Origin of the sequence: Salmonella sp. 32020114201800008SM (assembly GCF_017572025.1) — a bacterium.
GTDB classification, from domain to species: domain Bacteria; phylum Pseudomonadota; class Gammaproteobacteria; order Enterobacterales; family Enterobacteriaceae; genus Salmonella; species Salmonella enterica.
The window spans coordinates 675631-698594 of sequence record NZ_JAGEQM010000002.1; the positions used below are offsets into that span (position 1 = coordinate 675631).

Consider the following 22964-nt stretch of genomic DNA (forward strand, 5'->3'; position numbering starts at 1 on the left):
ATAAGATGCGAAGGCATCGCCATCAGGCAAAACATTATTCGTCGTGTGTGATGATCGCCGGGATGGTGTCATCTTTACGCAGCGTCAGAATTTCACAGCCGTTTTCCGTTACCACAATAGTATGCTCGTACTGAGCAGACAAGCTGCGGTCTTTGGTTTTTACCGTCCAGCCGTCTTTCATGGTGCGGATACGGTAATCCCCGGCGTTCAGCATCGGTTCAATGGTAAAGGTCATGCCAGGCTGCAACACGACGCCGCCATCGTCTGCATCATAATGCAGCACCTGCGGTTCTTCATGGAAGCCGCGACCAATACCGTGTCCGCAGTATTCACGTACCACGGAGAAACCTTCGCCTTCGGCATATTTCTGGATGGCGGCGCCAATGGTGCGCAGGCGGATGCCCGGTTTCACCATTTTGATGCCCAGATACAGGCTCTCTTGCGTGACGCGGCACAGACGCTCGCCCAGAATGGTCGGTTTGCCGACGATAAACATCTTCGAGGTATCGCCGTGGAATTCATCTTTAATCACGGTCACGTCGATGTTGACGATATCACCATCTTTCAGATGTTTAGCGTCATCCGGAATGCCGTGGCACACCACTTCATTAATAGAAATACAGACGGATTTCGGATAGCCGTGGTAGCCGAGGCAGGCGGAGATCGCGTGTTGTTCGTTAACGATGTAATCGTTACAGATACGGTCCAGTTCGCCGGTGGTGACTCCCGGTTTGATATACGGTTCGATCATTTCCAGCACTTCGGCTGCCAGACGGCCCGCGACGCGCATTTTTTCGATGTCTTCAGATGTCTTGATAGAGATAGCCATGAATTCTGTCCATCAGTGCCGATGATTTCGGCAATAATTGTGTAAGTGCTGACAATGGTATCAGTCAGGGGTGTACCCTGCCAAATTGAGAATCATTCTGAACTTCGCCTTTCGTGCCACAGGTGCGTTGGCGACATTTTTTCACCCCAGTCACTTATTGGCCGTAAGCTCCCGGGGATGCAAAAATTTGCCGCCTGCCTGTAACAAGAAATTCATCGTTCAATTCAGCACTGAGTGCCAACAATTATTGGTGTCGGTGGCGTATTTGTGGTATAAAGCGCGCCGGACTTCCGATCCATTCGAAGACTACACACGATGGACGGGAGCGACAAATCTCACTTTGTGTAACAACACACACGTATCGGCACATATTCCGGGGTGCCCTTTGGGGTCGGTAATATGGGATACGTGGAGGCATAACCCCAACTTAATCTATAGAGGTTTTAAATCATGGCAACTGTTTCCATGCGCGACATGCTCAAGGCTGGTGTTCACTTTGGTCACCAGACCCGTTACTGGAACCCGAAAATGAAGCCTTTCATCTTCGGCGCGCGTAACAAAGTTCACATCATCAACCTTGAGAAAACTGTACCGATGTTCAACGAAGCTCTGGCTGAACTGAACAAGATCTCTGCTCGTAAAGGTAAAATCCTTTTCGTTGGTACTAAACGCGCTGCAAGCGAAGCGGTGAAAGAAGCTGCTAACAGCTGCGACCAGTTCTTCGTGAACCATCGCTGGCTGGGCGGTATGCTGACTAACTGGAAAACAGTTCGTCAGTCCATCAAACGTCTGAAAGACCTGGAAACTCAGTCTCAGGACGGTACTTTCGAAAAGCTGACCAAGAAAGAAGCGCTGATGCGTACTCGTGAGCTTGAGAAACTGGAAAACAGCCTGGGCGGTATCAAAGACATGGGCGGTCTGCCGGACGCTCTGTTCGTTATCGATGCTGACCACGAGCACATTGCTATCAAAGAAGCGAACAACCTGGGTATCCCGGTATTTGCTATCGTTGATACCAACTCTGATCCGGACGGCGTTGACTTCGTTATCCCGGGTAACGATGACGCAATCCGTGCTGTTAGCCTGTACCTGGGCGCTGTCGCTGCAACCGTTCGTGAAGGCCGTTCTCAGGATCTGGCTTCCCAGGCGGAAGAAAGCTTCGTAGAAGCCGAGTAATAAGGCTTGATAACTCCCTAAAATAGTTCGAGTTGCAGGAAGGCGGCAAGCTCGAGAATTCCCGGGAGCTTACATCAGTAAGTGACCGGGATGAGCGAGTGAAGGCAACGCGCCTGCGGCTCGAAATATGAAGGGGAGAGCCCTTATAGACCAGGTAGTATCACGTTTGGTTAGGGGGCCTGTATATGGCCCCCTTTTTCACTTTTATATCTGTGCGGTTTGATGCCGGGCAGATCAAATCTTTCGAGGATTTTAGAATGGCTGAAATTACCGCATCCCTGGTAAAAGAGCTGCGTGAGCGTACCGGCGCAGGCATGATGGATTGCAAAAAAGCGCTGACTGAAGCGAATGGCGACATTGAGCTGGCAATCGAAAACATGCGTAAGTCCGGCGCTATCAAAGCGGCGAAAAAAGCAGGCAACGTGGCTGCTGACGGCGTAATCAAAACCAAAATCGACGGCAACGTCGCTTTCATTCTGGAAGTTAACTGCCAGACTGACTTCGTGGCTAAAGATGCTGGCTTCCAGGCATTTGCTGACAAAGTGCTGGACGCCGCTGTTGCTGGCAAAATCACTGACGTAGAAGTTCTGAAAGCACAGTTCGAAGAAGAGCGCGTTGCCCTGGTAGCGAAAATCGGCGAGAACATCAACATTCGTCGCGTCGCTTCCCTGGAAGGCGACGTTCTGGGTTCTTACCAGCACGGTGCGCGCATCGGCGTTCTGGTTGCCGCTAAAGGCGCTGACGAAGAGCTGGTTAAACAGCTGGCGATGCACGTTGCGGCAAGCAAGCCGGAATTCGTTAAGCCGGAAGACGTGTCTGCTGACGTGGTAGAGAAAGAGTACCAGGTACAGCTGGACATCGCGATGCAGTCCGGTAAGCCGAAAGAAATCGCAGAGAAAATGGTTGAAGGCCGCATGAAGAAATTCACCGGCGAAGTTTCTCTGACTGGTCAGCCTTTCGTCATGGAACCGAGCAAATCTGTTGGCCAACTGCTGAAAGAGCACAACGCTGACGTGACTGGCTTCATCCGCTTTGAAGTGGGCGAAGGCATTGAGAAAGTCGAGACTGACTTTGCAGCAGAAGTTGCTGCGATGTCTAAGCAGTCCTGATTTTCCTGAGGAGCCGCCTGAGGGCGGCTTCTTTTTGCGCCTCTCTTGTAAAATCAGCCGACGCCTGGCGTCTGCGCTGAAATGCGACGTACAATGTCGCCGGAATTAACTCATATCAATCGTTGACAGTCTCAGGAAAGAAACATGGCTACCAATGCAAAACCCGTCTATAAACGCATTCTGCTTAAATTAAGCGGCGAAGCTCTGCAGGGTACGGAAGGCTTCGGTATTGATGCAAGCATACTGGATCGTATGGCTCAGGAGATCAAAGAACTGGTTGAACTGGGTATTCAGGTTGGTGTGGTGATTGGCGGTGGTAACCTGTTCCGTGGCGCGGGTCTGGCAAAAGCGGGGATGAACCGCGTTGTGGGCGACCACATGGGCATGTTGGCCACCGTCATGAACGGCCTGGCAATGCGTGATGCGCTTCACCGCGCCTATGTGAACGCCCGCCTGATGTCGGCAATTCCTTTAAACGGCGTGTGCGACAACTACAGTTGGGCCGAGGCGATTAGCCTGCTGCGTAATAACCGTGTTGTGATTCTGTCTGCAGGTACGGGTAACCCGTTCTTCACTACCGACTCTGCAGCCTGTCTGCGCGGGATCGAAATTGAAGCGGATGTCGTACTGAAAGCGACCAAAGTGGATGGCGTATTCACTGCCGATCCGGCAAAAGATCCTTCCGCGACCATGTACGATCAGCTGACCTACAGCGAAGTGCTGGATAAAGAGCTGAAAGTGATGGATCTGGCGGCGTTCACGCTGGCTCGTGACCACAAACTGCCGATTCGTGTTTTCAACATGAACAAACCAGGCGCGCTGCGTCGTGTGGTGATGGGCGAAAAAGAAGGGACGTTAATCACGGAATAATTCCCGTGAGCGCCAAATACGGGTAAGATTCTGTTCTATTGACGGGTCTTATTACCTGGCAGAAATTAAACGAGACTATACTTAGCACATCTTTGTATTGTGTGACCGTCTGGTCTGACTGAGACTAGTTTTCAAGGATTCGTAACGTGATTAGCGATATCAGAAAAGATGCTGAAGTACGCATGGAAAAATGCGTTGAAGCGTTCAAAACCCAAATCAGCAAAGTGCGCACGGGTCGTGCTTCTCCCAGCCTGCTGGATGGTATTGTCGTAGAATACTATGGCACTCCGACCCCGCTGCGTCAGTTGGCAAGCGTAACGGTAGAAGACTCCCGTACCTTAAAAATTAACGTGTTTGACCGTTCTATGGGGCCAGCCGTTGAAAAAGCGATCATGGCGTCAGACCTCGGTTTGAATCCAAGCTCTGCGGGCACCGACATTCGCGTTCCGCTGCCGCCGCTGACCGAAGAACGTCGTAAAGATCTGACGAAAATTGTCCGTGGCGAAGCGGAGCAGGCGCGTGTCGCCGTTCGTAACGTCCGCCGTGATGCGAACGATAAAGTAAAAGCTCTGCTGAAAGATAAAGCGATCAGTGAAGATGACGATCGTCGCTCTCAGGAAGAAGTACAGAAAATGACCGACGCGGCAATTAAGAAAGTTGATGCGGCGTTGGCAGATAAAGAAGCAGAACTGATGCAGTTCTGATTGATCTGTACGCAGATATAAACTCATTCCACCGCTAAACCTGGCGGATGAGTGGTGTACAAAGCGCCGCGCAGAAGACATTATCAGGTCTCCTGTGCGGCGTTTTGCTTTTTATTCCGTTTCAACACTTCTGGACGTTTCATGAAGCAATTAACCATTCTGGGCTCGACCGGCTCTATTGGTTGCAGCACACTGGACGTGGTGCGCCATAATCCTGATAGCTTCCGCGTTATCGCGCTGGTGGCGGGTAAAAATGTCGCCCGCATGGCGGAGCAGTGCCTGGAGTTCTCGCCGCGTTATGCCGTGATGGACGATACGTCGAGCGCAGAACAGCTCAAAATAATGCTTCAGCAGCATGGCAGCCGCACTGAGGTTCTGAGCGGTCAGCAGGCTGCCTGTGAGATGGCGGCGCTTGATGAGGTCGGGCATGTGATGGCGGCCATTGTGGGCGCGGCTGGTTTACTGCCGACCCTGGCGGCGATTCGCGCAGGGAAGACGATTCTGCTGGCGAATAAAGAATCGCTGGTGACCTGCGGGCGGCTGTTTATGGACGAAGTAAAACGCAGCAACGCCCGGCTTTTACCCGTCGATAGCGAACATAACGCGATTTTTCAGAGTTTGCCGCAATCTATTCAGCATAATCTGGGATACGCTGACCTTGAGCAAAATGGCGTAACGTCGATTTTGCTTACCGGGTCTGGTGGCCCGTTTCGTGAAACGCCAATGTGCGATCTGGCAGCGATGACGCCGGATCAGGCATGTCGTCATCCGAACTGGTCGATGGGGCGAAAAATCTCCGTCGACTCCGCCACCATGATGAATAAAGGTCTGGAATACATTGAAGCGCGTTGGTTATTTAATGCCAGCGCACGTCAGATGGAAGTGTTGATCCATCCGCAATCGGTCATTCATTCGATGGTGCGTTATCAGGACGGCAGCGTCCTGGCGCAGCTTGGAGAACCTGACATGCGTACGCCTATTGCGCATACGATGGCATGGCCGAATCGCGTCACGTCCGGCGCGCAGCCGCTTGATTTTTGCAAACTCAGCGCGCTGACGTTTAGCGCGCCAGATTATCAGCGTTATCCGTGCCTGAAGCTGGCGATGGAGGCGTTTGAGCAAGGTCAGGCGGCAACGACGGCGCTCAATGCGGCAAACGAAATCACCGTTGCCGCGTTTCTGGCGCAACAGATTCGTTTTACCGATATCGCCGGGCTCAATTTAGCGGTGCTGGAGAGGATGGATTTACAGGAACCGGCAAGCGTTGAGGACGTATTGCAGGTTGACGCCATCGCGCGTGAAGTAGCCAGAAAACAAGTGATACGGCTCTCACGCTGACGATTATCCCGCGACAGAAGATCGTGCTATTTGTTAGCGTTGGGCTTCGGTGATATAGTCTGCGCCACCTGATCGCAGGTTTTTGGCTTTTTTCGGTCAGGTTAGCCGTGGTTTTACACGGCTTTTTTGTGGATACACAAAATCATTCAGGACGCATCGGGACGGCAGGCGAATACGTTCCCGGCGTGCGCAGACAGCGCACGACAGGGGCGATGACGCGCAGTCATCCGCGAAGCGAACCGAAGAGAATGTGTATAAAGGCTTCAGTATTCCTGAGTACCGCTAAATCCTTTCAGGGACAAAAAACGCGTTATGTTGTCTGCAACTCAACCAGTAAGCGAAAATTTGCCAGCGCATGGCTGCCGTCATGTTGCAATAATTATGGATGGCAATGGTCGCTGGGCGAAAAAGCAAGGGAAGATCCGGGCCTTTGGGCATAAAGCCGGGGCGAAGTCCGTCCGGCGAGCGGTCTCTTTTGCTGCCAATAACGGTATTGATGCGTTAACGCTGTATGCCTTTAGTAGTGAAAACTGGAACCGACCGGCGCAGGAAGTGAGCGCGTTAATGGAGCTGTTTGTGTGGGCGCTGGATAGCGAAGTCAAAAGCCTGCACCGCCATAACGTTCGCCTGCGTATTATCGGCGATATCAGCCGATTCAACTCACGTTTACAAGAACGTATTCGCAAATCAGAAGCGCTTACCGCCCATAATACGGGTCTAACGCTGAATATCGCTGCGAATTACGGCGGACGTTGGGATATTGTCCAGGGAGTCCGACAACTGGCGGAACAGGTGCAGGCTGGAGTGCTGCGCCCCGATCAGATTGATGAAGAGAGACTAGGCCAGCAAATCTGTATGCATGAGCTGGCGCCTGTGGATTTAGTAATTAGGACTGGGGGAGAGCATCGCATTAGTAACTTTTTGCTTTGGCAAATTGCCTATGCCGAACTTTACTTTACGGATGTTCTTTGGCCCGATTTCGATGAACAAGACTTTGAAGGTGCGCTGCATGCCTTTGCTAATCGAGAGCGTCGTTTCGGCGGTACCGAGCCTGGTGATGACAAAGCCTGATGGGGGTTGCTTTTGCTGAAGTATCGCCTGATTTCTGCTTTTGTGTTAATACCCGCGGTCATCGCTGCGCTTTTTTTATTGCCGCCGGTGGGGTTCGCTATTATTACGCTGGTTGTCTGTATGCTGGCCGCGTGGGAATGGGGACAGTTAAGCGGTTTCGCCGCGCGTTCACAGCGGGTTTGGCTGGCGGTGCTGTGTGGTCTGTTATTGGCGCTGATGCTATTTTTGTTGCCTGAGTATCATCACAACATTCGTCAACCGCTGGTTGAGATGTCGCTTTGGGCATCGTTAGGATGGTGGGTTGTCGCGCTACTGCTGGTGCTATTTTATCCCGGTTCGGCGGCAATCTGGCGCAACTCAAAAACATTGCGTCTCATTTTCGGTTTGTTAACTATTGTGCCATTTTTCTGGGGCATGCTGGCGCTGCGTGCCTGGCACTATGACGAGAATCATTACAGTGGCGCAATATGGCTACTCTATGTCATGATCCTGGTCTGGGGAGCGGACTCTGGCGCGTACATGTTTGGTAAATTATTTGGCAAACATAAGCTGGCGCCGAAGGTTTCCCCGGGTAAAACCTGGCAAGGGTTTATCGGCGGGCTTGCTACGGCTGCCGTGATCTCATGGGGTTACGGTATGTGGGCGAATCTGAATGTTGCGCCTGTTATCTTGCTGATTTGCTCTGTGGTGGCGGCTCTGGCTTCTGTACTGGGCGACCTCACCGAGAGTATGTTTAAGCGCGAAGCAGGAATTAAGGATAGCGGCCACTTGATTCCAGGCCATGGCGGCATTCTGGACCGAATTGACAGCCTGACGGCTGCCGTACCGGTCTTTGCTTGCCTGTTGTTACTGGTGTTCAGGACGCTCTAACGGAAGGTTTTATGCTGAGTATTCTCTGGAATCTGGCTGCATTCATCATCGCACTGGGCGTGCTGATCACTGTGCATGAATTTGGTCATTTCTGGGTTGCCCGGCGCTGCGGTGTGCGAGTTGAGCGCTTTTCCATCGGTTTTGGCAAAGCGCTCTGGCGTCGTACCGATCGGTACGGCACCGAGTATGTCATCGCCCTGATCCCGCTGGGCGGCTACGTCAAAATGCTGGATGAACGCGCCGAACCGGTAGCGCCGGAATTGCGTCGTCACGCCTTCAATAACAAAACGGTGGGCCAGCGCGCCGCAATTATTGCCGCAGGTCCGGTTGCGAACTTCATTTTTGCTATCTTTGCTTACTGGCTGGTCTTTATCATCGGCGTCCCTGGCGTTCGTCCGGTCATTGGCGAAATAACGCCCAACTCGATTGCTGCGCAGGCGCAAATTGCGCCTGGTACGGAACTTAAAGCCGTTGATGGTATCGAAACCCCTGATTGGGATGCCGTGCGTTTACAACTGGTGTCCAAAATTGGCGATCAGCAGACGACGGTGAGCGTCGCGCCGTTTGGTAGCGACCAGCGGCAGGACAAAACGCTTGATTTACGTCACTGGGCATTTGAGCCTGATAAGCAAGATCCTGTATCTTCTTTAGGGATTCGGCCCCGCGGGCCACAGATTGAACCGGTACTGTCAGAAGTGCAGGCGAATTCCGCAGCCAGTAAAGCGGGTTTGCAAGCGGGCGACAGGATCGTTAAAGTCGATGGTCAGCCGTTAACGCAGTGGATGAAATTCGTGACGTTTGTACGCGATAATCCCGGTAAGCCGTTAGCGTTAGAGATTGAAAGGCAGGGGAGCGCCTTGTCGTTGACGTTAACGCCGGATACGAAATCGGTTAACGGAAAGGCGGAAGGGTTTGCAGGCGTGGTGCCTAAAATTATTCCTCTGCCGGAAGAGTACAAGACTATACGCCAGTATGGGCCTTTTAGCGCCATCCTCGAAGCCACGGATAAGACGTGGCAGTTGATGAAGCTGACGGTCAGTATGCTGGGTAAATTGATAACCGGTGATGTGAAACTGAACAACCTCAGTGGGCCGATTTCTATCGCTCAGGGGGCTGGGATGTCAGCGGAGTTCGGGGTGATTTATTACCTGATGTTCCTTGCGCTAATCAGCGTGAACTTAGGGATAATTAACCTGTTTCCGCTGCCCGTTCTTGACGGGGGTCATCTGCTGTTCCTGGCGATTGAAAAGCTTAAGGGCGGGCCGGTATCCGAGCGGGTTCAAGACTTTAGTTATCGCATTGGCTCGATTTTGCTGGTGTTGTTAATGGGGCTTGCACTTTTCAATGATTTCTCTCGGTTGTAAGAGAGTTAGTTAGGAAGAACGCATAATAACGATGGCGATGAAAAAGTTGCTCATAGCGTCGCTGCTGTTCAGCAGCGCCACCGTATACGGTGCTGAAGGGTTCGTAGTGAAGGACATTCATTTCGAAGGCCTGCAGCGAGTCGCCGTTGGTGCGGCTCTCCTCAGTATGCCGGTGCGCACAGGCGACACGGTTAATGATGAAGATATCAGTAACACCATTCGCGCTCTGTTCGCCACCGGCAACTTTGAGGACGTCCGCGTCCTGCGCGATGGTAATACCCTTCTGGTTCAGGTAAAAGAACGTCCGACCATTGCCAGCATCACTTTCTCCGGGAACAAGTCGGTGAAAGATGACATGCTCAAGCAAAACCTCGAAGCGTCTGGCGTACGTGTTGGCGAGTCTCTGGATCGCACCACGTTGTCTGATATCGAAAAAGGTCTGGAAGACTTTTACTATAGCGTAGGTAAATACAGCGCCAGCGTTAAGGCGGTCGTCACGCCGCTGCCGCGCAACCGTGTTGATCTTAAACTGGTGTTCCAGGAGGGCGTATCGGCGAAGATCCAACAGATCAACATCGTCGGTAACCATGCCTTTAGCACCGAAGAACTCATTTCTCATTTCCAGTTGCGTGACGAAGTGCCGTGGTGGAACGTCGTCGGCGATCGTAAATACCAGAAACAGAAGCTGGCGGGCGACCTTGAAACCTTGCGCAGCTACTATCTGGATCGCGGCTACGCGCGTTTCAATATTGACTCCACGCAAGTGAGTCTGACGCCGGATAAGAAAGGGATCTACATCACCGTCAATATCACCGAAGGCGATCAGTACAAGCTTTCCGGGGTTCAGGTGAGCGGTAACCTGGCCGGACATTCCGCTGAAATTGAGAAACTGACGAAAATTGAACCGGGCGAGCTCTATAACGGCACCAAAGTGACCAAAATGGAAGATGACATCAAAAAGCTTCTGGGTCGCTATGGTTACGCCTATCCGCGCGTGCAGTCACAGCCTGAAATTAACGATGCTGACAAAACCGTAAAACTGCGCGTAAACGTCGATGCGGGCAACCGTTTCTACGTGCGTAAGATCCGCTTTGAAGGCAACGATACCTCAAAAGATTCCGTTCTGCGCCGTGAAATGCGCCAGATGGAAGGGGCGTGGCTGGGCAGCGACCTGGTTGACCAGGGGAAAGAGCGTCTGAACCGTCTCGGCTTCTTTGAAACCGTCGACACCGACACGCAGCGCGTTCCGGGTAGCCCGGATCAGGTTGATGTGGTGTACAAGGTGAAAGAGCGCAACACCGGTAGCTTTAACTTCGGTATCGGTTATGGTACAGAAAGCGGCGTTAGCTTCCAGGCCGGCGTTCAGCAGGACAACTGGTTAGGTACTGGTTATTCCGTGGGGATTAACGGCACCAAAAACGACTACCAGACCTACAGCGAACTGTCCGTTACTAACCCATACTTTACCGTTGACGGCGTGAGCCTCGGTGGTCGTATCTTCTATAACGACTTCCAGGCGGACGATGCGGATCTATCCGACTATACCAACAAGAGTTACGGTACGGATGTGACGCTTGGCTTCCCCATCAACGAGTACAACACGTTGCGTGCTGGTTTAGGGTATGTGCATAACTCCCTGTCCAATATGGAACCGCAGGTTGCAATGTGGCGTTATCTGGCATCAATGGGTCAGTATCCGAGTACTAATGATCAGGATAATAGTTTTAGCACTGATGACTTCACCTTTAACTACGGCTGGACCTACAACAAACTAGACCGTGGTTACTTCCCGACGGAAGGTACGCGTATCAACCTGACGGGTAAGGTGACGATTCCGGGATCGGATAACGAATACTATAAAGCGACGTTGGATACCGCGACCTATGTACCGATCGATAACGATCATAAGTGGGTCATTCTGGGCCGTACCCGCTTTGGTTATGGCGATGGTTTAGGCGGTAAAGAAATGCCGTTCTATGAGAACTTCTATGCCGGTGGTTCCAGTACCGTTCGTGGCTTCCAGTCCAATACCATTGGTCCTAAGGCGGTCTATTATCCCTATAACCCTAAAAATTACGATGCTGATGAAGACTACGATTGCGCGACGCAGGACGGCGCAAAAGATATGTGTAAGTCGGATGATGCGGTAGGGGGTAACGCGATGGCGGTCGCCAGCCTGGAATTTATCACGCCGACGCCGTTTATCAGCGAGAAATATGCTAATTCGGTCCGTACTTCTTTCTTCTGGGATATGGGGACCGTCTGGGATACTAACTGGGATTCCAGCCAGTATTCTGGTTATCCGGACTACAGCGATCCGAGCAACATCCGTATGTCCGCGGGTATCGCATTACAATGGATGTCCCCATTGGGGCCGTTGGTCTTCTCCTACGCCCAGCCGTTTAAAAAGTACGATGGAGACAAAGCCGAGCAGTTCCAGTTTAACATTGGTAAAACCTGGTAATTGTTCACTGCAAAGGAATGCATTGGTAGTGTAGCGATGACTTTTGGCGATGCCCCCGGGGATCGCCAGGCCACGCAAAGAGCTGTACCTTCGGGTGCAAATGGGATGGTAAGGAGTTTATTGTGAAAAAGTGGTTATTAGCTGCAGGTCTTGGTTTGGCGATGGTAACGTCCGCACAGGCTGCTGACAAAATTGCAATCGTCAACATGGGTAATCTGTTCCAACAGGTTGCGCAGAAGACGGGTGTATCCAATACACTGGAAAACGAATTTAAAGGCCGTGCGGCTGAACTGCAAAAAATGGAAACCGATCTGCAATCTAAAATGCAGCGTCTGCAATCCATGAAAGCAGGTAGCGATCGTACTAAGCTGGAAAAAGACGTGATGTCTCAGCGCCAGACTTTCGCGCAAAAAGCGCAGGCTTTTGAGAAAGATCGCGCTCGTCGTTCCAACGAAGAACGCAACAAACTGGTGACTCGTATCCAGACTGCGGTGAAAAAAGTGGCTAACGACCAGAGTATCGATCTGGTGGTAGACGCAAACACCGTTGCTTACAACAGCAGCGATGTGAAAGACATCACCGCTGACGTACTGAAACAGGTTAAATAAGTAATGCCTTCAATTCGACTGGCTGACTTAGCAGAACAGTTGGATGCAGAATTACACGGTGATGGCGATATCGTCATCACCGGCGTTGCGTCCATGCAATCTGCAACAACAGGCCACATTACGTTTATGGTAAATCCTAAGTACCGTGAACACTTAGGTTTATGCCAGGCTTCTGCGGTTGTCATGACGCAGGACGATCTTCCTTTTGCCAAGAGCGCGGCGCTGGTAGTTAAAAATCCCTACCTGATCTACGCGCGCATGGCGCAAATTTTAGATACTACGCCGCAGCCCGCGCAGAATATCGCGCCAAGCGCCGTGATTGATGCGACGGCAACGCTGGGTAGCAATGTTTCAGTCGGCGCGAATGCGGTGATTGAATCTGGCGTACAACTGGGCGATAACGTGGTTATCGGCGCAGGCTGTTTCGTCGGAAAAAATAGCAAAATCGGGGCGGGTTCACGCTTGTGGGCGAACGTAACGATTTACCACGACATTCAGATCGGTGAGAATTGCCTGATCCAGTCCAGTACGGTGATCGGCGCGGACGGTTTTGGCTACGCTAACGATCGTGGCAACTGGGTGAAGATCCCACAACTGGGCCGGGTCATTATTGGCGATCGTGTCGAGATCGGCGCTTGTACCACCATTGACCGTGGCGCGTTGGATGATACTGTTATTGGCAATGGCGTGATTATTGATAATCAGTGCCAGATTGCACATAACGTCGTGATTGGCGACAATACGGCAGTTGCCGGTGGCGTCATTATGGCGGGTAGCCTGAAGATTGGCCGTTACTGCATGATTGGCGGCGCCAGCGTGATCAATGGGCATATGGAAATATGCGACAAAGTCACGGTAACTGGCATGGGTATGGTGATGCGTCCCATCACGGAACCGGGCGTCTACTCCTCAGGCATTCCGCTGCAACCCAACAAAGTATGGCGTAAAACTGCTGCACTGGTGATGAACATTGATGATATGAGCAAGCGTCTCAAAGCGATTGAGCGCAAGGTTAATCAACAAGACTAACGTTCCGCCTTGTAGTTGCCATTCTTTTCCGGCCTGTCACATTCATACGATTGCGGCAGGCCGTGTTATTATTGCCTTTTTGTATATTTGGACAGGAAGAGTATTTTGACTACTAACACTCATACTCTGCAGATTGAAGAGATTTTAGAGCTTCTGCCGCACCGTTTTCCGTTTTTACTGGTCGATCGCGTGCTGGACTTTGAAGAAGGTCGTTTTCTGCGTGCGGTGAAAAATGTCTCCGTCAACGAGCCGTTTTTCCAGGGACACTTCCCGGGCAAACCGATTTTGCCAGGCGTGCTGATTCTGGAAGCGATGGCGCAGGCAACCGGTATTCTGGCGTTTAAAAGCGTTGGTAAACTGGAACCTGGCGAACTGTATTATTTCGCGGGTATTGATGAAGCGCGCTTTAAGCGTCCGGTGGTGCCAGGCGATCAGATGATCATGGAAGTCACTTTCGAGAAAACGCGCCGTGGCCTGACCCGCTTTAAAGGGGTTGCGCTGGTCGACGGTAAAGTCGTGTGCGAAGCAACCATGATGTGTGCTCGTAGCCGGGAGGCCTGATTCGTGATTGATAAATCCGCCTTTATTCATCCTACCGCCATTGTGGAAGACGGCGCTGTAATTGGCGCTAATGCCCACATTGGTCCCTTTTGTATTGTTGGGCCGCAGGTCGAAATTGGTGAGGGAACCGTACTGAAGTCTCATGTGGTCGTGAATGGTCAAACCAAAATCGGCCGCGACAACGAGATTTATCAGTTTGCCTCCATCGGTGAAGTGAACCAGGATCTGAAATATGCGGGTGAGCCGACCCGTGTGGAAATTGGCGATCGTAACCGCATCCGCGAAAGCGTCACCATTCATCGTGGTACAGTGCAGGGCGGTGGGTTGACGAAGGTGGGTAGCGATAACCTGCTGATGATCAATGCGCATGTCGCACATGATTGTACGGTAGGTAATCGCTGTATCCTCGCCAACAACGCCACGCTGGCGGGGCATGTATCAGTCGATGATTTTGCGATCATCGGCGGTATGACGGCAGTTCATCAATTCTGCATTATCGGTGCGCATGTGATGGTCGGCGGCTGCTCCGGCGTGGCGCAGGATGTCCCTCCGTATGTGATTGCGCAGGGTAACCATGCGACGCCGTTCGGGGTAAATATCGAAGGGCTGAAGCGTCGCGGCTTTAGCCGTGAAGGGCTGGTGGCGATTCGTAATGCCTACAAACTGTTGTACCGCAGTGGTAAAACGCTCGACGAAGCGAAGCTGGAAATCGCTGAACTTGCTGAAAAGCATCCGGAAGTGAAGGCGTTTACCGAGTTCTTTGAGCGTTCAACGCGCGGTCCGATTCGTTAATGGCGGCACAGCGTCCTTTAACGATTGCCCTGGTCGCCGGTGAAACGTCCGGCGATATTCTTGGCGCAGGCTTAATTCGTGCGCTGAAAGCGCGCGTACCCAACGCCCGCTTTGTGGGCGTTGCGGGGCCGCGTATGCAGGCCGAAGGGTGTGAAGCCTGGTACGAAATGGAAGAGCTGGCGGTCATGGGCATTGTTGAAGTGCTCGGACGTTTACGCCGTTTGTTGCATATCCGCGCCGATCTGACCCGCCGTTTTACCGAGCTCAAGCCCGATGTCTTTGTCGGGATTGATGCCCCTGATTTCAACATTACCCTCGAAGGTAATCTGAAAAAGCAAGGGATTAAGACCATTCATTATGTCAGCCCGTCCGTTTGGGCCTGGCGACAGAAACGCGTTTTCAAAATAGGCAGATCCACCCATATGGTGCTGGCTTTTCTGCCTTTCGAAAAAGCGTTTTACGATAAATTTAACGTCCCGTGCCGCTTTATCGGTCACACCATGGCGGATGCCATGCCGCTGGACCCGGATAAAAATGCGGCGCGCGACGTGCTGGGTATCCCGCATGACGCCCATTGTCTGGCGCTACTGCCAGGCAGCCGTGGCGCGGAAGTGGAAATGCTCAGCGCCGACTTCCTGAAAACCGCACAATTGCTGCGACAGCGCTATCCCGATCTGGAAGTGGTAGTGCCTCTGGTGAACGCGAAACGCCGCGAGCAGTTTGAAAAAATTAAAGCGGAGGTTGCGCCGGATCTCGCCGTTCATTTGCTGGACGGCATGGCGCGCGAGGCGATGATCGCCAGCGACGCGGCTCTGCTGGCCTCGGGTACGGCGGCGCTGGAGTGTATGCTGGCAAAATGCCCGATGGTCGTGGGGTATCGTATGAAGCCCTTCACTTTCTGGCTGGCGAAACGTCTGGTGAAAACGGAGTATGTGTCTTTGCCTAACCTGCTGGCGGGAAGGGAATTAGTCAAAGAGCTGTTGCAGGAAGAGTGCGAACCGCAAAAACTCGCCGAAGCGCTGTTGCCGCTACTGGCGAACGGTAAAACCAGCCATGCGATGCACGACACCTTCCGTGAACTGCATCAGCAGATCCGCTGTAATGCCGATGAGCAGGCGGCAGATGCCGTCCTGGAGTTAGCACAATGATCGAATTTGTTTATCCACACACCCATTTAGTGGCGGGTGTGGATGAAGTGGGCCGTGGCCCGCTGGTGGGCGCCGTAGTGACCGCCGCCGTGATCCTCGATCCGGCTCGTCCGATCGTCGGTCTGAATGATTCCAAAAAATTGTCTGAAAAGCGTCGTCTGTCATTGTATGACGAGATTAAAGAAAAGGCGTTAAGCTGGAGTCTGGGACGCGCGGAAGCGCATGAAATTGATGAGTTGAATATTTTGCACGCCACCATGCTCGCCATGCAGCGCGCTGTCGCTGGTCTGCATATTGCGCCAGAATATGTGCTGATCGACGGCAATCGCTGTCCGGAGCTGCCTGTGCCGTCAATGGCCGTGGTGAAAGGCGACAGCCGCGTGGCGGAGATTAGCGCGGCGTCTATTCTGGCGAAAGTCACCCGCGACGCAGAAATGGCGGCGCTGGATATCGTTTTTCCTCAGTATGGCTTTGCGCAGCACAAAGGCTATCCAACCGCTTTTCATCTGGAAAAGTTGGCCCAGTATGGCGCGACGGCGCACCACCGACGCAGTTTTGCGCCTGTTAAACGCGCTCTGGGACTTATGTCCTGATTCTTGTATCGAGAAATCTGAAGATGTCTGAACCACGTTTCGTTCACCTGCGGGTGCACAGCGACTACTCTATGATCGATGGGCTGGCGAAGACCGGGCCGCTGGTGAAAAAGGCGGCCTCATTAGGTATGCCTGCGCTGGCGATCACCGATTTTACCAACCTCTGCGGTCTGGTGAAGTTCTACGGAGCGGGTCATGGCGCGGGCATTAAACCCATCGTCGGGGCGGACTTTAACGTTCACAACGAACTGCTGGGAGATGAGCTGACTCATCTGACGGTACTGGCGGCGAATAATACGGGATACCAGAACCTGACGTTGCTGATCTCGAAAGCGTATCAGCGCGGCTACGGCGCGGCAGGCCCGATTATCGAGCGCGACTGGCTGGTAGAGCTTAAAGAAGGTTTGATCCTGCTTTCCGGCGGGCGCATGGGCGACGTAGGCCGCTGTCTGCTACGCGGCAACCAGGCGCTGGTGGAGGAGTGCGTTGCTTTCTATGAAGCGCATTTTCCCGATCGCTACTTCCTGGAATTGATCCGTACCGGCAGACAGGATGAAGAGACCTATCTCCATGCTGCGGTTGAGCTGGCTGAGGCACGTGGTTTGCCGGTTGTCGCGACAAACGATGTCCGTTTTCTTGAAAGCGATGATTTTGACGCCCATGAAATTCGTGTCGCGATCCACGACGGTTTCACGCTTGACGATCCTAAGCGTCCACGCAATTACTCGCCGCAGCAATATATGCGCAGCATCGATGAGATGTGCGAGCTGTTCGCCGATATTCCGGAAGCGCTGGAAAATACGGTGGAGATTGCCAAACGCTGCAACGTAACGGTGCGTCTGGGTGAATATTTCCTGCCGCAGTTCCCGACCGGCGATATGACCACCGAAGATTATCTGGTCAAAAAAGCGAAAGAGGGGCTGGAAGAGCGTCTGGCTTTCCTGTTTCCGGACGAAGAAGAGCGCAAAAAGCGTCGCCCGGAATATGACGAGCGTCTGGATATTGAACTACAGGTTATCAACCAGATGGGGTTCCCTGGCTACTTCCTCATCGTGATGGAGTTTATCCAGTGGTCAAAAGATAACGGCGTGCCGGTAGGGCCGGGACGTGGTTCCGGGGCTGGTTCGCTGGTGGCCTACGCGCTGAAAATTACCGACCTTGATCCGCTGGAATTTGACCTGCTGTTCGAACGTTTCCTGAACCCGGAACGTGTCTCGATGCCTGACTTCGACGTTGACTTCTGTATGGAGAAACGCGACCAGGTGATTGAGCACGTCGCAGACATGTACGGGCGTGATGCGGTATCGCAAATTATCACCTTCGGTACGATGGCGGCGAAAGCCGTTATCCGCGATGTGGGCCGCGTGCTGGGGCATCCGTACGGTTTTGTCGATCGTATCTCGAAGCTGGTGCCGCCCGATCCGGGAATGACGCTGGCAAAAGCCTTTGAAGCGGAACCGCAACTGCCGGAAATTTACGAGGCGGACGAAGAGGTCAAAGCGCTGATCGATATGGCGCGTAAGCTCGAAGGCGTCACGCGTAACGCCGGTAAGCACGCTGGCGGCGTGGTCATCGCGCCGACCAAAATTACCGACTTTGCGCCGCTGTACTGCGATGAAGAGGGCAAGCATCCGGTTACCCAGTTTGATAAAAGCGACGTGGAATATGCCGGGCTGGTGAAGTTCGACTTCCTCGGTTTGCGTACGCTGACTATCATCAACTGGGCGCTGGAGATGATCAACAAGCGGCGGGCGAAGAATGGCGAGCCACCGCTGGATATCGCCGCCATTCCGCTGGACGATAAAAAAAGCTTCGACATGCTGCAACGCTCGGAAACCACGGCGGTCTTCCAGCTTGAATCGCGCGGTATGAAAGACCTGATCAAGCGTCTGCAACCTGACTGCTTTGAAGATATGATCGCGCTGGTGGCCCTGTTCCGTCCCGGCCCGTTGCAGTCAGGGATGGTAGATAACTTTATCGACCGTAAGCACGGTCGTGAAGAACTCTCTTACCCGGACGTTCAGTGGCAGCATGAAAGCCTGAAGCCGGTACTGGAGCCGACCTACGGCATCATTCTGTATCAGGAACAGGTGATGCAGATTGCCCAGGTACTTTCCGGGTATACTCTCGGCGGCGCGGATATGCTGCGTCGTGCGATGGGTAAGAAAAAGCCGGAGGAGATGGCCAAACAGCGTTCCGTTTTTGAAGAGGGCGCGAAAAAGAACGGTATCGACGGCGAACTGGCGATGAAAATCTTTGACCTGGTGGAGAAATTCGCCGGTTACGGGTTTAACAAATCGCACTCCGCCGCTTATGCGCTGGTTTCTTACCAGACGCTATGGCTAAAGGCGCACTATCCGGCTGAATTTATGGCGGCGGTAATGACCGCCGATATGGACAACACCGAGAAGGTCGTCGGCCTGGTGGACGAGTGCTGGCGGATGGGACTGAAAATTCTGCCGCCGGATATTAACTCCGGATTGTACCATTTCCACGTTAACGATGAGGGTGAGATCGTCTACGGCATCGGCGCGATCAAAGGCGTCGGCGAAGGGCCGATCGAAGCGATCATCGACGCGCGTAATCAGGGCGGCTATTTCCGCGAACTGTTTGATCTGTGCGCGCGGACCGACACCAAAAAGCTCAACCGCCGGGTGCTGGAAAAGCTGATCATGTCCGGGGCGTTCGACCGCCTGGGGCCGCACCGCGCCGCGCTGATGAACTCATTGGGCGATGCGCTGAAAGCCGCCGACCAGCACGCCAAAGCGGAAGCTATCGGTCAGGCGGATATGTTCGGCGTACTGGCGGAAGAGCCGGAGCAAATCGAACAATCCTATGCCAGCTGCCAGCCGTGGCCGGAGCAGGTGGTGTTAGATGGGGAACGTGAAACGTTGGGGCTGTACCTGACGGGCCACCCTATCAATCAGTATTTAAAAGAAATTGAGCGTTATGTCGGCGGGGTAAGGCTCAAAGACATGCATCCGACAGAACGTGGTAAAGTCACCACGGCTGCGGGGCTCGTGATTGCCGCAAGGGTTATGGTCACCAAGCGCGGCAATCGTATCGGCATCTGTACGCTGGATGACCGTTCCGGGCGTCTGGAAGTGATGTTATTTACCGACGCGCTGGATAAATACCAGCAGTTGCTGGAAAAAGACCGCATACTTATCGTCAGCGGACAGGTCAGCTTTGATGACTTCAGCGGGGGGCTTAAAATGACCGCCCGCGAAGTGATGGATATTGACGAAGCTCGCGAAAAATACGCTCGCGGGCTTGCTATCTCGCTGACGGACAGGCAAATTGATGACCAGCTTTTAAACCGACTCCGTCAGTCTCTGGAACCCCACCGCTCGGGGACCATTCCAGTACATCTCTACTATCAGAGGGCGGATGCGCGTGCGCGGCTGCGTTTTGGCGCAACGTGGCGTGTCTCTCCGAGCGATCGTTTACTTAACGATCTGCGTGGCCTCATTGGTTCGGAGCAGGTGGAACTGGAGTTTGACTAATACAGGAATACTATGAGTCTGAATTTCCTTGATTTTGAACAGCCGATAGCAGAGCTGGAAGCGAAAATCGATTCTCTGACTGCGGTAAGCCGCCAGGATGAGAAACTGGATATTAATATCGATGAAGAAGTCCATCGCCTGCGCGAAAAAAGCGTAGAACTGACGCGCAAAATCTTCGCCGATCTCGGCGCATGGCAGGTAGCCCAACTGGCGCGCCATCCGCAGCGTCCGTACACCCTGGATTATGTCCGTCTGGCGTTTGATGAGTTTGATGAGCTGGCGGGCGATCGCGCCTATGCTGATGACAAAGCCATCGTCGGCGGTATCGCGCGTCTGGAAGGGCGACCGGTGATGATCATTGGTCATCAGAAAGGTCGTGAAACCAAAGAAAAAATTCGTCGTAACTTTGGCATGCCAGCGCCGGAAGGCTACCGCAAAGCGCTGCGCCTGATGGAAATGGCTGAACGCTTCAACATGCCGATTATCACCTTCATCGACACCCCGGGCGCTTACCCTGGCGTGGGCGCGGAAGAGCGTGGTCAGTCTGAAGCCATCGCCCGCAACCTGCGTGAGATGTCTCGTCTGAACGTACCGGTCATCTGCACCGTGATTGGCGAAGGCGGCTCCGGCGGCGCATTGGCGATTGGCGTGGGTGATAAAGTGAATATGCTGCAATACAGCACCTATTCCGTTATCTCCCCGGAAGGTTGCGCCTCTATTTTGTGGAAGAGCGCCGACAAAGCGCCATTGGCTGCTGAAGCGATGGGCATCATCGCGCCGCGGCTGAAAGAGCTGAAGCTAATTGATTCCATCATTCCGGAGCCGCTGGGCGGCGCGCACCGTAATCCGGAAGCGATGGCGGCATCGCTAAAAGCGCAGCTGCTGGAAGATTTAGCCGATCTCGATGTGTTAAGCACCGATGATTTAAAAAACCGTCGTTACCAGCGTTTGATGAGCTACGGTTACGCCTAATCATTTACCTCATTTTTCCCAGGAGGCCGGATAATCCGGCCTCTTTTTTTTGGACGAGGAAAAATGAGACGCCGATGAGTTGATGTGATTAAACGCAACGGCATGTTCTCCCTGACACTGTATCAACTGCCAGGCGTGTGGCCAGGGCAGGCAGTGAACTACCCTTCAAGGAGAAAATTATGGGATTGCAAAAAACACTGGCGCTCAGCGCCGTAGCGGCAGGGATCATGTTGAGCTTATCCGGTGCGCAGGCCGCGCCGCTGCTTAGCAGTAGTGAGCCAATGACCATTAACGCCAGCGATCTGGCGGCGAAAGAGAAAGCGCTAACGGATTTTCCGTTAATGGAGGCCGTGAAATCCTCTATCCAGACGTTGGATAACAGCGCGGTCGAACAAATCGAACCGGGGCGCGCCGCTAACCCGGCAAACGTAAAACGCGTTGAAAGTATTCTGAAAGAGGCCGACTGGGATTATCTGTTCCCGATGCGCGCGCCGGAATACACTTACTCTAACTTCCTGAAAGCGATAGGTAAATTCCCGGCGGTTTGTGGTACCTACACCGATGGACGCGATAGCGACGCTATCTGCCGTAAAACCCTGGCTACTATGTTTGCGCATTTTGCCCAGGAGACGGGCGGTCACGAAAGCTGGCGTGACATTCCGGAATGGCGTCAGGCGCTGGTCTATCTGCGCGAAGTCGGCTGGACTGAAGGGCAGAAAGGCGGCTACAACGGCGAATGTAACCCGGATGTATGGCAGGGCCAGACTTGGCCGTGCGGTAAAGATAAGGACGGCGATTTCCTCAGCTATTTTGGTCGCGGGGCAAAACAGCTTTCTTATAACTACAACTATGGGCCTTTCTCTGACGCGATGTATGGCGACGTTCGCCCTCTGCTGGATAAACCCGAGCTGGTGGCGGATACCTGGATGAACCTGGCGAGCGCCGTCTTCTTCTTTGTGTATCCGCAGCCGCCGAAGCCGTCTATGCTACATGTGATTGACGGTACCTGGCAGCCAAACGATCGCGATAAAGCAAACGGCCTGGTATCAGGTTTCGGCGTCACTATTCAGATCATCAATGGTGGCGTGGAGTGCGGCGGCGCAGATGAGAATGCGCAGTCGCTTAACCGCATCGCCTACTACAAAGAGTTTGCCAACTACCTGAAAGTGCCGGTGCCGGCTGACGAAGTGTTGGGCTGTAAAAAGATGAAGCAGTTCGATGAAGGCGGCGCTGGCGCGTTACCGATCTATTGGGAACAAGACTGGGGCTGGAGCGCCGATACTGCGGACGGTAAAACCTATTCCTGCCAGTTAGTGGGATATCAGACGCCGTATACCGCCTTTAAAGAGGGCGACTACACGAAATGTGTACAGCATTATTTCAACGTTAATGTCGTCGATGATAACGGAACCACTGAACCGGATGTCACGCCAACTCCGGCGCCAGTGACGGATGAAAACGTGGCGCCAGTCGCGCGCATTGCCGGGCCGGTCGGGGCGGTGGAAGCCGGTAGCCCGGTTTCACTCAGCGCGGAAGGATCGACCGACGCGAATGGCGACAAGCTCACCTATACCTGGATGTCGCAGGATGGCAAAACGCTGAGCGGCCAGGATAAAGCCGTTGTGATTTTCAACGCGCCGGATGTCACTCAGAACACCCAGTATGTGGTGAATCTGACCGTTAGCGACGGTACGCTCTCCAGTACAGCGGTTTATACGCTGAATGTGAAAGCGAAGGCCGCCGCTGCGGATGACGAAGATAAGACCACCAGCTATCCTGCCTGGAGCAGCAGCCAGAAATGGAATCCGGGCGACATCGTTAACAGTAATGGCGCATTGTACCAGTGCAAACCGTTCCCGGAAGGCTCATGGTGTAATGTTGCGCCTGCCTACTATGAGCCCGGTGTAGGGATTGCCTGGGCCGATGCATGGAACGCATTGTAATAAGATAAATCCTGTCG

The 22964-nt window shown here is 53.2% G+C and carries 19 protein-coding genes; 18 read left to right on the forward strand and 1 reads right to left on the reverse strand.

The window, feature by feature from the left end:
• Nucleotides 1-34 precede the first annotated feature (34 nt).
• Entirely contained in the window at nt 35-829 is a 795-nt protein-coding gene (map, locus tag J4613_RS09170) for a type I methionyl aminopeptidase (protein WP_001018214.1), read from the reverse strand.
• 450 nt (nt 830-1279) lie between these two features.
• On the opposite strand from map, the gene rpsB reads away from it, so the two are divergent.
• From rpsB to J4613_RS09260, 18 genes are all read left to right on the forward strand, one after another.
• Nucleotides 1280-2005 carry a 30S ribosomal protein S2 gene (gene rpsB / locus J4613_RS09175; protein ID WP_000246886.1) on the forward strand — a complete coding sequence of 242 codons (726 nt, stop codon included), beginning with the start codon at nt 1280-1282 and terminating at the stop codon, nt 2003-2005.
• Between the two features lie 257 nt (nt 2006-2262).
• A complete protein-coding gene (gene tsf / locus J4613_RS09180) occupies nt 2263-3114 on the forward strand; it encodes a translation elongation factor Ts (RefSeq protein ID WP_000808106.1) in 852 nt (283 codons plus the stop codon).
• A 144-nt stretch (nt 3115-3258) separates the two neighbouring features.
• Nucleotides 3259-3984 (forward strand): UMP kinase, encoded by a 726-nt coding sequence (gene pyrH, locus J4613_RS09185; protein ID WP_000224567.1) that lies wholly within the window; start codon nt 3259-3261, stop codon nt 3982-3984.
• Between the two features lie 146 nt (nt 3985-4130).
• Nucleotides 4131-4688: a ribosome recycling factor gene (frr, locus tag J4613_RS09190; RefSeq protein WP_000622423.1), complete on the forward strand. Its 558-nt coding sequence runs from the start codon at nt 4131-4133 to the stop codon at nt 4686-4688.
• A gap of 141 nt (nt 4689-4829) precedes the next feature.
• Nucleotides 4830-6026 carry a 1-deoxy-D-xylulose-5-phosphate reductoisomerase gene (gene ispC / locus J4613_RS09195; RefSeq protein ID WP_000811905.1) on the forward strand — a complete coding sequence of 399 codons (1197 nt, stop codon included), beginning with the start codon at nt 4830-4832 and terminating at the stop codon, nt 6024-6026.
• Between the two features lie 312 nt (nt 6027-6338).
• Nucleotides 6339-7097, forward strand: coding sequence for a (2E,6E)-farnesyl-diphosphate-specific ditrans,polycis-undecaprenyl-diphosphate synthase (gene ispU, locus J4613_RS09200; RefSeq protein ID WP_000947413.1), 759 nt, complete (start codon nt 6339-6341; stop codon nt 7095-7097).
• Nucleotides 7098-7109: 12 nt separating this feature from the next.
• Entirely contained in the window at nt 7110-7967 is an 858-nt protein-coding gene (gene cdsA / locus J4613_RS09205; RefSeq protein WP_000922422.1) for a phosphatidate cytidylyltransferase, read from the forward strand.
• A gap of 11 nt (nt 7968-7978) precedes the next feature.
• Entirely contained in the window at nt 7979-9331 is a 1353-nt protein-coding gene (gene rseP / locus J4613_RS09210) for a sigma E protease regulator RseP (RefSeq protein ID WP_000949017.1), read from the forward strand.
• 31 nt (nt 9332-9362) lie between these two features.
• On the forward strand, nt 9363-11795 hold the full coding sequence (gene bamA, locus J4613_RS09215) for an outer membrane protein assembly factor BamA (protein ID WP_001240931.1): 2433 nt from the start codon (nt 9363-9365) through the stop codon (nt 11793-11795).
• Nucleotides 11796-11917: 122 nt separating this feature from the next.
• Nucleotides 11918-12403 (forward strand): molecular chaperone Skp, encoded by a 486-nt coding sequence (gene skp, locus J4613_RS09220; RefSeq protein WP_000758966.1) that lies wholly within the window; start codon nt 11918-11920, stop codon nt 12401-12403.
• A gap of 3 nt (nt 12404-12406) precedes the next feature.
• A complete protein-coding gene (lpxD, locus tag J4613_RS09225; RefSeq protein WP_111742451.1) occupies nt 12407-13432 on the forward strand; it encodes a UDP-3-O-(3-hydroxymyristoyl)glucosamine N-acyltransferase in 1026 nt (341 codons plus the stop codon).
• Between the two features lie 105 nt (nt 13433-13537).
• Nucleotides 13538-13993, forward strand: a complete 456-nt coding sequence (gene fabZ, locus J4613_RS09230) for a 3-hydroxyacyl-ACP dehydratase FabZ (protein ID WP_000210741.1) — start codon at nt 13538-13540, stop codon at nt 13991-13993.
• A 3-nt stretch (nt 13994-13996) separates the two neighbouring features.
• Nucleotides 13997-14785, forward strand: coding sequence for an acyl-ACP--UDP-N-acetylglucosamine O-acyltransferase (gene lpxA, locus J4613_RS09235; RefSeq protein ID WP_000565950.1), 789 nt, complete (start codon nt 13997-13999; stop codon nt 14783-14785).
• Complete coding sequence (gene lpxB / locus J4613_RS09240; protein WP_000741216.1) at nt 14785-15933, forward strand: lipid-A-disaccharide synthase; 1149 nt, start codon at nt 14785-14787, stop codon at nt 15931-15933. Before lpxA ends, lpxB begins: the two co-directional genes overlap by 1 nt.
• Nucleotides 15930-16526 (forward strand): ribonuclease HII, encoded by a 597-nt coding sequence (gene rnhB, locus J4613_RS09245; RefSeq protein WP_045341822.1) that lies wholly within the window; start codon nt 15930-15932, stop codon nt 16524-16526. Before lpxB ends, rnhB begins: the two co-directional genes overlap by 4 nt.
• A gap of 23 nt (nt 16527-16549) precedes the next feature.
• Complete coding sequence (gene dnaE / locus J4613_RS09250) at nt 16550-20032, forward strand: DNA polymerase III subunit alpha (RefSeq protein WP_111742450.1); 3483 nt, start codon at nt 16550-16552, stop codon at nt 20030-20032.
• 12 nt (nt 20033-20044) lie between these two features.
• Nucleotides 20045-21004: an acetyl-CoA carboxylase carboxyl transferase subunit alpha gene (gene accA / locus J4613_RS09255; protein ID WP_000055753.1), complete on the forward strand. Its 960-nt coding sequence runs from the start codon at nt 20045-20047 to the stop codon at nt 21002-21004.
• 179 nt (nt 21005-21183) lie between these two features.
• On the forward strand, nt 21184-22947 hold the full coding sequence (locus J4613_RS09260) for a chitinase (protein WP_000524168.1): 1764 nt from the start codon (nt 21184-21186) through the stop codon (nt 22945-22947).
• Nucleotides 22948-22964 lie beyond the last annotated feature (17 nt).